This window comes from Dyadobacter sp. CY312 (genome assembly GCF_021390535.1).
In the GTDB taxonomy this organism is placed as follows: domain Bacteria; phylum Bacteroidota; class Bacteroidia; order Cytophagales; family Spirosomataceae; genus Dyadobacter.
In genome coordinates, this window is sequence record NZ_JAJUXG010000012.1 from 384,690 (window position 1) to 396,520 (window position 11,831).

Below are 11,831 nucleotides of genomic sequence, written 5' to 3' on the forward strand. Positions count from 1 at the left end.
AGCTTTGTTGAACTTAATCACTATGATATATAAAAAATGAAAGTTAAACCAATTGTGCCCGGACTGTTGTTTCTGGCACTTCTTATCGCGGTGAACATATCATTTGCCCAATCACCCAAATTTAGAATACTGGTTTTCAGCAAAACGGCTTCTTTCAGGCATGAGTCTATTGCTGCCGGAAAAGCAGCGCTGACCAAGCTTTCGAAGGAAAAGGGGTTCGATGCAAGCTTCACGGAAGATGCGACACAATTCAACGAAGCCAATCTGAAAAAGTTTAGCGCGGTTGTCTTTCTGAACACGACCGGTGATATACTTAACAACGAGGAGCAGAGTGCTTTTGAGCGTTACATCCAGGCAGGTGGAGGTTATGTTGGAATTCATGCCGCTACGGATACCGAATACGATTGGCCATGGTATGGTCAGTTGGCCGGAGCCTACTTTCTGGATCATCCGATGACGCCAAGCAATGTGCAGAAAGGGAAATTTATCGTTACTGAAAAAAATCACTGGGCAACACAGGGAATGCCCGATGAATTTGAACGGGCTGATGAGTTTTACAGTTTCAAAGACATTTCTCCTAAAATCAATGTAGTTCTTAAAATTGATGAGAAGAGCTATGTAGGTGGCAAAAACCCTGATTTTCACCCGATGAGCTGGTATCAGGAATTTGACGGCGGCCGTTCGTTTTACACGGCAATGGGGCATACAGACGAAACATTTTCAGAGCCTCTTTTCCTGAATCACCTTCTGGCAGGTATTAAGTACGCGGTGGGTGGCGATGCTCCCAAGCCACTGGATTTTTCAAAAGCGCGTCCGGAGGAAAACCGTTTCACCAAAGTGATTTTGCAGGAAAAACTGGATGAGCCTATGGAACTGAGCGTGTTGAACGATGGCAGAATTTTATTCATTCAGCGCAAAGGCGAGGTGAAACTTTATAACATCAAAACAAAGGAGATTAAGACGATCGCGAATATTCCTGTAAGTGTTAAATATAAAAACAAGGAAGGCAAGGAATCAACTGGAGAAGATGGACTTCTGGGTTTGAACAAGGATCCAAACTTTGCCAAAAACAACTGGATTTACCTGTACTATTCTGTTCCCGAAGAACCTAAAAATGTATTGGCGCGCTTTGAACTGAAAGGTGATGAGCTGGTGATGAATTCGAAAAAGGTACTTTTGGAAATACCGACACAACGTGAAGAATGCTGCCATACAGGTGGTTCTATTGCCTGGGACAAGGCGGGGAATCTGTACTTATCAACAGGAGACAACACCAATCCACACGGATCAAACGGATATAGCCCGAGTGATGAGCAGGAGGGAAGAAGCCCTTGGGATGCTCAGAAATCTTCTGCCAATACAAACGATCTTCGTGGTAAAATCATTAGGATTAAGCCTAAGGCGGACGGCGGTTATACCATTCCTGAAGGAAACCTGTTCCCCGCAGGAACTGCAAATACACGCCCGGAAATTTACACCATGGGACACCGTAATCCTTTCCGTATTTCAGTTGACCAAAAAACGAATTTCGTATACTGGGGAGAGGTTGGCCCGGATGCAGCCAAGCCGGATTCGACAAGAGGACCTGCCGGACACGATGAAGTAGGCCAGGCACGGAAAGCCGGTAACTTTGGCTGGCCGCATTTTGTGGGCGACAACAAGGCTTATTTTAAGTATGATTTTGCGAATAAAAAATCACTGGAAAAATGGGATGTAAGCGCGCCAACCAATAATTCTCCGAATAATACAGGCCTTAAAGTACTTCCGCCAGCCGAAAAAGCATTCATCTGGTATCCGTATGGCGTTTCAAAAGAATTCCCGCTTGTGGGTGCAGGAGGACGAAATGCGATGGCCGGGCCGGTTTTTTATGCTGATGAATTCAAACCAGCGGCAGGTATTTTCCCAAAATACTATAATGGAAAACTGCTTACCTACGACTGGATGCGAGGATGGATTATGGCTGTGACCATGGACAAACAAGGGAACTATGCTTCCATGGAGCGCTTCATGCCAAGCTATAAATTCTCGAACCCGATGGATATGGAATTCGCTGAGAATGGCGACCTGTATATGCTGGAATATGGTACCGGATGGTTTTCTGCCAATGATGATGCCCGATTGGTACGTATTGAATACAATGCAGGAAATCGTAAACCGCAGTTGCTGATGACTGCTAATAAACAGGGCGGTGCTGTTCCACTTGACCTTAAACTGAGTTCAAAAGGTACTGTGGATGCGGACGGAGATGTGCTGAAATATTCATGGAAAATTTCTTCAAAAAATGGTTTCCAAAAACTGATCAATACAGCTGATGCGAATCTGGCGCTAACGAAAAAAGGTATTTATCAGGCTACACTGACGGTAAATGACGGCAAAGGAGGGATCAGTACACAATCCATGGAAATAACTGTTGGAAACGAACCTCCCGTTTTGAGCTTGGACATGCCGAAAAGCAACAGATCATTTTATTCAGCTAACAAACCCTTTAACTATGATATCAAGGTAACGGATAAAGAAGATGGTTCGCTGGGTAAAGGAATCGATCCGGAGCGGGTGGCGGTTAATATTGATTATCTGGCTGAGGGTTATGACAAAGTAGCTATTGCACAAGGTCACCGTTCGGCAGATGCCAGCGCGCTTTTTGGGACAGGGAAAAAACTTATTGAAGCTAGCGATTGCAAAGCCTGTCACAGTGTGGATAAAAAATCAATTGGTCCGTCTTACAGAGATGTAGCAACGAAATATAAAGGTGAGAGCGCGGCGCTTGAAAGGCTGACCAAAAAAGTAATCTCCGGCGGTGGAGGCGTTTGGGGTGAAACGGCCATGGCTGCACACCCGCAATTATCCACTGCCGATGCATCGGAAATGGTGAAATACATCCTGAACACCGTGAATGAAAAACCGAAGGAGAAATCTTTGCCAGTTGTGGGAAGTTACAACGCGAAAATTCCGGCAGGCGACAAAGGAAAAGGTGTGTTCATTGTTAGAGCGGCTTATGAGGATGCCGGAGCAGGAGGTCTACCATCACTGAGATCTGAAAAATCATTTGTATTGAGAAATGCAAAAATGGATGTGCATGGTTTTGATGCATATGACTTGATTAATAAAATGACCAATTCTGGTATGAATCTGGCTATTCCGGGCAAGTCTGGAGCCTACATGCTTCTTAAAGATGTCGATTTGAATGCTGTTAAGGAGTTGCAAATTATGGCGGTGGCACCTAAGCCAATGGTGAATGCGATTGGTGGAAAAGTGGAGCTGAGGTTGGGTTCATTAACCGGGCCAATATTAGGCGAATCGGCTTTCCTTGAACCGACTGAAAAAGCGGATTTCAAACCTTCCATTTTAACTGTACCTGTGAAAATACCCGGGAAGCCGGACGACAAGCTGCACGATGTATATGTGGTTTTTGTGAATCCAAAGGAACAGGACGGCTCGCTGATGGTGGTAATGGGAACTGAATTCAAGCTTGAAGAGAGCAAGTAACAGGAGTGTTTTGGATGCTAACTTTTAATAAAACCGTAGTTCACTTTTTAACTAAACAGAAAATGAAAAAAACAGGAATTATCATCGCCATTTTGTTTTTAGGTATTGCCTTTAACGGCTTTTCACAGACCGCCCCAGCCACAGATTTTTTTGCCGGGAAATGGGAAATTGCTATTCTGGGAACACCAAATGGTGATGCCAAGTTAGTGACGGAACTTGTAAGAAAGGACGGTAAACTTACCGGCGAATTGAAAGATCCGACTGGTCAAAATCCAGAGGCTATTCCACTTACAAATGTTGTAGATGAAGAAAATAAACTGACATTGTCATTTTCTGCTCAGGGTGCTGACGTTACTGTGGAGTTGGAAAAAGTAGATGCTGATAACCTGAAAGGATCACTTTTGGGTATGTTTGATGCTACTGCAAAAAGATTGAAAGAGTAGGAAGAGACTACTTTAAATGGGCCTGGTTTGTTCTATGAAGAATAAGCCAGGCCTTTTTTATGACGACTTCTTATATTCCATCGGTGTTTGATTATACTTCCCTTTAAACGCGGTTGAAAAATAAGTGGGAGAGGAGAAGCCAACCTTATAGGCAATATCCGCAACTGTCAGATCATCGCGGCGTAGTAAAAATCTCGCCTTATTCAGCCGAACCTGCTGCATGTATTCATTTACGCTCATGCCCAGCAGCGCTTTCACTTTTCTGTAAAGCTGCACCCGCGACATGCCCATGTCTTTGCCAATATCTTCAACACTCAGTTCTGAGTTGTCGTAATGCTCTTCAATGTAAGCTGTGAACTGCGTGATGAATTTCTTGTCGAGCTTGTTCGGATTGGTGCCGGAGGAAGTTTCAATAGGTAATTCGCTGGTGTAATGTTCCCGGAGCAACGCCCTGTTTTTGAGCAGGGTTTTGATCATTTCCTGCACATACAACAAGTTGAATGGCTTGGTGATGTAAGCGTCTACACCCGTTTGTATACCTTCTATTTGCTGCTCCGTGGTGGTGCGGGCTGTGAGTAAAATCACCGGAATATGCGATGTTCGGAAATCGGTTTTAAGAATGGAAGTCACGCTCAGACCATCCTTTTTAGGCAGCATGACGTCGCATACGATCAGATCCGGAATGTGTTCAAAAGCCAGCCGTAAACCTTCTTCGCCGTCGTTGGCTACGAATATCTGATAGCCAGTTTGTAACTTTTGTTCCAGAAGTCGTACCAAATCACTGTTGTCTTCAATAATCAAAACGGATTGTTCTCTGGCTGACACTCCGCCAACTGCCGGGACATTTATCGGTGCAATTTCTTCATTAAGCTCAAAATTTTGAACCATTGAAAAGTCTTCGACCTGTTCGTTTCGCAATTCATCTGGTCGGAAGTGGTTGTTGCCAAGTGGTAATTCAATGGTAAAAGCGGTTTCTTTATTTGGCTGACTGCGAACAGAGATTGTTCCTTTATGAAGGGAAATAAGCTCTCTGGAAAGTGCCAGTCCGAGCCCGGTTCCGAGTGCTTTGTAATTGCTTTCTGCCTGGTAAAATACTTCAAAAACGTGAGCAACTTCCGATTCTGTCATGCCAATCCCGTTGTCTTCCACAGTTATCTGCACATGATCGGGCGTTATGCTTTTGATATACAGATAGACCCGCCCCTTATCCGGCGTGAATTTAAAAGCGTTTGAAAGTAAATTGAATATCACTTTGTCCAGCATTGTGGTATCAAACCAGACCATCATTTCAGCTTCTGATGCAATCAGTTGAAAATCAATTTTGTGTTTTGAAGCAATGCGTTCAAAGGCCACCATAATGTCCTTCACGAATGCCACCAGATTGTGCTCGCCAGCACGCACCTGCATTCGGTGACTGCCCAGTTTCCTGAAATCCATCAGTTGCGTTACCAGCCGTAGTAGTCGCAAGGTATTTTTTCTGATCAGTGAAAGCTCCTGTTTAATAAGCGGATCGCGGATTTTATCACTTGCCAGGACGTCTTCAACCGGTGCAAGAATCAAGGTAAGTGGCGTACGGAATTCGTGAGAAATGTTGGTGAAAAATTTGAGTTTGGCTTCGTTTTCAATTTCAGCGCTTTGTGCAAGTTGTTCAATCTGGTTTTTATGATCTGATATTTCATGGTTCTGAACTTCCAGTCGTCTGTTTATCTTGCGGTTTTCACGTAAAGAATAAAAGGAAATTGCCCCGAAAATGAGTGCTAAAGCAAGCGTAATGGAAACGGTGTAGATAACAATACTTTGATTTTCAGAGATGGCACGCTGCTCTTCAATTTTCTCCTGGCGCCGCTCAATGTCCTGCTGTTGTGCCACCAGTTTTTCACTCTGTAACTTCATGATCCGTACATTGGTAGAATCAATCGTAGTGATCTGAAGCCGGTTTTCTCTTTTGAAAGGCTTCTTTTGCAGAATAGAAATGGCAGTTCGAATGGCTTCTTCGCCACCGGTTGGATATAAAATCGTAGCATTCAGAATGCCCTTGTCCACCAGATCAATTCCTCCATTTGGCCCTGTAAGTCCGTCGACACCAATTAAACGGATCCTTTTTTCAATACCTAAATCCTTGCAAACCTTAAAGGCAGTCAATGCACGGCGATCATTCTGGCAGAAAATGACGTCAATATCTGTATGCTCTTTCAGGAGTTTTGTCAGCGGAGCTTCAAATGAATATTTGTCCCAATCGCCATCCAGTTTTGCAATTAACTGAATACCGGGAAAACGGTTTATCGTTTCCATAAAACCTTTGTGACGGTCAATATCAGCGGAGGAGCCTGGTTTTTCGCTGATCTCAATAACTTTTCCGGTTCCTTTCAAAAGCGTGTTGGTGTAAGCTCCTGCAATTTGCCCAACCTCCAGATTGTCGGCACCGACATAAGCCGTATACTGGTCGGAGTTGGTGCGGCGATCCAGAATAATTACGGGAATACCATTTTGATAAGCTTTTTCTGCAATGGGTGTAATCGGTTCTGCTTCATTGGGTGAGATAATGAGCAGATCAACATTCAATTTGATCAACTCTTCAATTTGTGTGATTTGCTTGTCGCTTTGTCCGCCCGCATCTTTCATGACGAAATTAATCTCCGGATTAAAAGACAATTCCCGATACATACTTTCCTGCATCGTTTTACGCCAGTTATCAGCCCCGGTACACTGCGAAAAGCCAACGGTATATTGCTTCGACTCTTTTTTGGAGCAGGCTGTTAAGAGAAATAAAAGGAGAAAGGCGACGGCGAAGTATTTCAATTCTTTCAGCTATTTATACTATTTCATTGATCTGATCAAATGTATTACAAATGCATTTGAAACAGACGTAATATTTCATCAGAGTTTAGCAAAGACCCGGATTTTGCTATCGTGATGATGTTTGAATCAATATTACTCATTGATTAATAGTATTAAAGTTAAAATAAATAGTATTATTCTGTAAGGTATCCTTGCGGATATTTCGTCATTCATCTTGTATTTTCCTCATCCCCGACATTCCTAATCCTATATAACCATGCAAGATCAAAATCAGGTTTCCCGTAGAGAATTTATTAAAAATTCGGCTGGGGTAGCAGCAGTGCTTGCTATTCCTTCAATCATTCCTGCAAGTGCGTTCGGTGCCAATGACCGCGTTCGTGTTGCAGTTTTAGGCGTCAATGGACGTGGTCAGGATCATATCAAAGGATATAACAAACTGGAAAATGTAGAAGTGGCTACTTTTTGTGACCCAGATAATGTAATCCTGCAAAAACGTGCACAGGAATTTACCGAAAAAACGGGTAAGAAAGTAAAGACTGAAAATGACCTACGGAAAGTGTTTGAGGACAAATCTATCGATGTGGTGAGTATTGCAACGCCCAATCACTGGCATGCGCTGGCTGCGATTTGGGCTTGTCAGGCAGGAAAGGATGTGTATGTTGAAAAACCAGGCACACACAACCTGCACGAAGGGCGGAAGCTGATTGAAGCAGCACATAAATACAAACGAGTTGTGCAGCACGGAGTGCAGTTGCGGAGTTCGGAAGCACTTAAAGAAGCGGTGAAACACATGCGGGACGGACTGATTGGAAATGTGTATATGGCACGTGGATTGGTTTATAAATGGCGACCAGATATTGGAGACAAGGGAACTTCAAAAATACCAGAAGGGCTGAATTATGACCTTTGGACCGGACCGGCAGAAATGAAACCGTTTTCGGAAAACTATGTGCATTACAACTGGCACTGGCATTGGAACTATGGCAATGGAGATATCGGGAATCAGGGAATTCATGAAACCGACATGTGTATGTGGGGACTTGGTGTGGACAGTTTTCCGGAAAAAATTACGTCGTCAGGAGGTAAATTTCTTTGGAACGACGCCAAAGAAACGCCTGAATTGATGACATCCTCTTTCATCTATTCCAAAGAAAAAAAGATCATTGAATTCGAAGTGCGCCCCTGGATGACGAACGACGAAGGTGGTGTTGGAATTGGTAATATATTTTATGGAAGTGAGGGCTATCTGGTTGTGAAAGGTTACGATTTTTATGAGACTTTTTTGGGTAAAGACAAAAAGGCCGGCCCGACCAGAAAAGCGGGTGGAGACCATTACAAAAACTTCATTGATGCCGTAGTAGCCCGCGATCCAAAAATGTGCAACGGTCCGGTAGAAACGGCTCATTTATCTTCTGGATTGGCACATTTGGGCAATATAGCCTACCGCACAGGCCGGGCCCTGACTTTCGATCCGAAAACAGAAAAATTTGTAGGCGACGACGATGCTAACAAATACCTCACCAGAAATTACCGTGCTCCGTATTCGTTACCAGCTACGGTTTAGTGTTTAATGTGTTTGGTATCTCAATTCAGCCTGGGTTTTTATCCGGGCTGTTTTTTGGTAAATACACCATCGGAAGTGTTAGGCATGACGGGTTGAACAGCCTACCTCTTTTTGAAGGTGTAAAAATATTCTTGAATAGCAAGCGTGTCATTTTTACCAACTTTGCTTATGTAGGATTGATCAAACTCATTGAACTTAGTACCTGATGTGGAGGATTTTTGTAAAATTGGTTCTGGGAAATAACCTGACATTAAATACCATTTTACTCGTTTGTATTCAAAAGTAGACAACTTTAATTCAGTATAATTACCATATCCCACCAGCATATGGTAAGTGCTCCATTTGCTATCCCATACCGGCTCAGCCTCGCTCTTATATTTTGCCATGTTAAAGTTTGTTTCAATGGCTTCTTTACTCGTAATAATTCGGTTTGTAGATTTAAAAAGAAATTGTTCTCCATTTTTAGTGACAATCAGGGAAGGGAATGTATTTAGAATTCCAGCGGAGTCAGTCGAGAAGAAAGTAAAATGCTCGTCGCTGACCAGAGAAGTGTCGTTTTGTGCAAAGCCGCCATTGGTTTTTACAAATTTACTAATAACGGCGGGATCGGTTATTTCCTTTCCATCACTATACAAATGAAGCTTTGATTTTTTGGTTATACCATTTAAATAGAGTGTGGAGGGAAATTCCGGGAGTTGTTCGATATCTGTCTTTTTACAGGCTATCACAAATATTAATAGAGAGAAAGTGTAGATATATTTCATTAATCTAGTCAGGGTTGATAATTTATCTTTAATAGGTCACATAAAGCTAATAGATTTTACAGGAAAAATAGGTTAAAAAGACGTCTTAGCTTTAAATGGATTGTAATGTAGGAAGCTTAATTACACTTCGAGCATACTTCTTTATTTGCCTGACCAAGTGATAATTAACCTAAGATCGTTTAACTTAACACCTGGAAATCCCTGGTCAATTCTTGTCTACAACGTTATTGATGCTTTAAATAAAAATACGCTATGGATACGTCACTCAAAAAAATACTGATTCTAAGCTGTTTGGTTCTTATTTGTTTGGTATCAAAAGGATTTAGCCAGGACAGCTGGCCCCGGCAGATTCCTTATTCCGGAGGTGGGACGATCACGATTTATCAGCCTCAGCCGGAAAAACTGACTGGTGATAACCTGGAAGCGAGAGCTGCGGTATCAATCCGGAAAAATGCTGCGGATGAGCCGATCTTTGGTGCGATGTGGATTAAAGCGGCTCTTTCGGGTGCGGGAGATGTCGCTACTGCAAAGGAGGTGACAGTGGTCAATTCTAAATTTGCCGAAGATGAGAATATAAACGCAAAGGATTTTAAAAGTTCTGTTGAAAAGGGATTGAGTGCGCTCAGTGTCAAATTTTCCCGTGAGCGTGTACTTGCTTCGATTAGTCAGGAGCAGGGTGAAAATACACTCAAAAATGATCCGCCGCTTATTATTTACAGAGACAAACCTACGACGCTTATTGTACTGGATGGAGAACCTCTGGAGGAAAAGGATGATGACCTTAACATGGTTCGTGTGACGAATACCCCGTATCTGATTGTGACGAATCCCGGGGATAACAAATATTATCTTTACGGCGGCAGTTTTTGGTACAGTTCACCCCGTGTCAAAGATGGCTGGACTTCTGTTAAAAGCTTGCCTTCTGCCATCAGGCAGATAGATGTAAAAATGAAGGAAGAGGAGAAAAAAGCCAGTTCTCAGAATGAACAAACGAGCCAGTTTACGACACCAACTGAAATACTGGTCGTAACCGAACCGGCAGAACTGATACAGACAGAAGGAAAACCTACTTACCAGGCTGTACAGAATTCCACTTTGTTATACGTAAACAATTCACTTGACGAGATTTTCAAAGATATCGACAGCCAGAAAAACTATATTCTTCTTGCCGGCAGATGGTATAGAAGCAGTGCGCTGAATGGTCCCTGGGAATATGTTTCGCAAAACGATCTGCCTCGCGCCTTTGCCGATATACCAGCGGGTTCTGAAAAGGACGGTGTGCTGGCCAGCGTGGCCGGAACGGAGGAAGCCAATGACGCGGTAATGGAAGCGCAAATTCCGCAAACGGCGAAAGTGGATAGGAATACGGCACAGGTGGAAGTTAATTATGATGGAAACCCACAATTTGAGCCAATAGCAAATACAAGCCTTTCCATTGCCGAGAATAGCAATATCACGGTGATGAGAACTACGGATAACCGGTTTTATGCGCTGGAAAACGGAATCTGGTTTGTTGGGAATAGTGCATTTGGTCCATGGCGCGTTGCCAATGAGCGACCTTCGGATGTGGATCGCATTCCGCCAAGTAGCAGTGCTTACAATGCAAGATATGTGCACATTTACGAAACAACTCCGCAATACGTATATGTAGGTTATACCCAAGGCTACATGGGAAATTACATTTACGGCCCAACCGTGGTTTGGGGAACCGGATGGCGTTATCGCCCATGGAGAGGCAGATATTATCGTCCAAGGCCAGCCACCTGGGGTTTTGGAATGCATTACAATCCGTGGACAGGCTGGTCCATGAGTTTTGGTCTGGGTTTTAATGTGGGCTGGTACCATTATGGTTATTCAAGACCGCATTATGGTGGAGGCTGGTTTGGACCTCCTGCATTCCGTCCGCCGCATCGGCCATGGGGTTGGAATGGAGGTTATTATGGGGACAGAGGAAATTCCCGTCCGGGTTATACCAATCGTCCCCGCCCGACTGTGGTAACCAACCGACCTGTTAATGGAGATGGTAGACCTAACGCGCATTTTGGGAATAACAACAATTTATATCGTGATCGGGAATATGTAGTTGCGACCCGTGATAATGTGTACGTGCCGTCTCGCAGGCCAGTCACCAGACCTGTACCGGAAACCGGAGGCAACACCCGTCCGGGAGTGAGCCGTCCCGGCAATCAGTATGAACGCCCTGGTACCGGAACAACAAGACCCGAAGTTACAAGACCAGGAAGTGGTGGCAACACCCGTCCGGGAGTAAGCCGACCTGGCAATCAGTATGAACGCCCTGGTAACGGAACCACGCGACCTGAAATCACAAGACCGGGAACTGGTGGTAATTCCCGTCCGGCGGTAACCCGACCCGAAGTAACGCCAGGTGTAAGGCCAGGAAGACAACCAGGGCAAACTACCCGACCAGAAATTACGCGACCACCCGTGAGCAGACCAGCACCACCCGCAAACCAGAATACCCGTCCGGCACGGCAGCCGACTGTTACTCCTTCGCCAGGACGTAGTCCGGCAGTATCCCCAGGTAGGGCTCCTGCTAATAGTCCTGCACCAAGATCACAACAGCCATCAAGAAAACCTGCGGAGGATGCTGGAAGAAGAGGGAATTAATAGAAAATGTACCAATCGCTTACCTAAGAAATGGGAAAGCTGTCCCGTCCTGAAATAGCGATACACAAATTGTACAGCTATGCAAGAGAATCCTGAAACCAAGTATGTTAAACGAACGCAGAAGGACTATTCGATGTCTTTTAAATT

At 44.1% G+C, this 11,831-nt stretch carries 6 protein-coding genes; 4 read left to right on the forward strand and 2 right to left on the reverse strand.

Going from position 1 to position 11,831, the window contains the following annotated elements:
• The first annotated feature begins 36 nt into the window (after nucleotides 1–36).
• Together LZG71_RS18415 and LZG71_RS18420 are read left to right on the forward strand one after the other, a co-directional pair.
• Entirely contained in the window at nucleotides 37–3,486 is a 3,450-nt protein-coding gene (locus LZG71_RS18415) for a ThuA domain-containing protein (RefSeq protein ID WP_233822772.1), read from the forward strand.
• A gap of 62 nt (nucleotides 3,487–3,548) precedes the next feature.
• Nucleotides 3,549–3,929, forward strand: coding sequence for a hypothetical protein (locus LZG71_RS18420; RefSeq protein WP_233822774.1), 381 nt, complete (start codon nucleotides 3,549–3,551; stop codon nucleotides 3,927–3,929).
• Nucleotides 3,930–3,986: 57 nt separating this feature from the next.
• Here the strand turns inward: LZG71_RS18420 and LZG71_RS18425 are convergent, their stop codons facing one another.
• Complete coding sequence (locus tag LZG71_RS18425; protein WP_233822776.1) at nucleotides 3,987–6,728, reverse strand: substrate-binding domain-containing protein; 2,742 nt, start codon at nucleotides 6,726–6,728, stop codon at nucleotides 3,987–3,989.
• 256 nt (nucleotides 6,729–6,984) lie between these two features.
• Between LZG71_RS18425 and LZG71_RS18430 the strand changes: the two genes are divergently transcribed.
• Complete coding sequence (locus LZG71_RS18430) at nucleotides 6,985–8,292, forward strand: Gfo/Idh/MocA family protein (RefSeq protein ID WP_233822778.1); 1,308 nt, start codon at nucleotides 6,985–6,987, stop codon at nucleotides 8,290–8,292.
• A 101-nt stretch (nucleotides 8,293–8,393) separates the two neighbouring features.
• Here LZG71_RS18430 and LZG71_RS18435 read toward each other — a convergent pair whose 3' ends face one another.
• The gene (locus LZG71_RS18435; protein ID WP_233822781.1) at nucleotides 8,394–9,056 is read right to left on the reverse strand and encodes a hypothetical protein; all 663 of its coding nucleotides are present in this window, start codon (nucleotides 9,054–9,056) and stop codon (nucleotides 8,394–8,396) included.
• A gap of 252 nt (nucleotides 9,057–9,308) precedes the next feature.
• Between LZG71_RS18435 and LZG71_RS18440 the strand changes: the two genes are divergently transcribed.
• Nucleotides 9,309–11,684, forward strand: coding sequence for a hypothetical protein (locus LZG71_RS18440; RefSeq protein ID WP_233822783.1), 2,376 nt, complete (start codon nucleotides 9,309–9,311; stop codon nucleotides 11,682–11,684).
• Nucleotides 11,685–11,831: the final 147 nt, after the last annotated feature.

What these genes read in the sequence shown, in the direction of transcription:
- LZG71_RS18415 (WP_233822772.1), top strand. Translation starts at nt 37, where the DNA reads ATGAAAGTTAAACCAATTGTGCCCGGACTGTTGTTTCTGGCACTTCTT.
- LZG71_RS18420 (WP_233822774.1), top strand. Translation starts at nt 3,549, where the DNA reads ATGAAAAAAACAGGAATTATCATCGCCATTTTGTTTTTAGGTATTGCC.
- LZG71_RS18430 (WP_233822778.1), top strand. Translation starts at nt 6,985, where the DNA reads ATGCAAGATCAAAATCAGGTTTCCCGTAGAGAATTTATTAAAAATTCG.
- LZG71_RS18435 (WP_233822781.1), bottom strand. Translation starts at nt 9,056, where the DNA reads ATGAAATATATCTACACTTTCTCTCTATTAATATTTGTGATAGCCTGT.
- LZG71_RS18440 (WP_233822783.1), top strand. Translation starts at nt 9,309, where the DNA reads ATGGATACGTCACTCAAAAAAATACTGATTCTAAGCTGTTTGGTTCTT.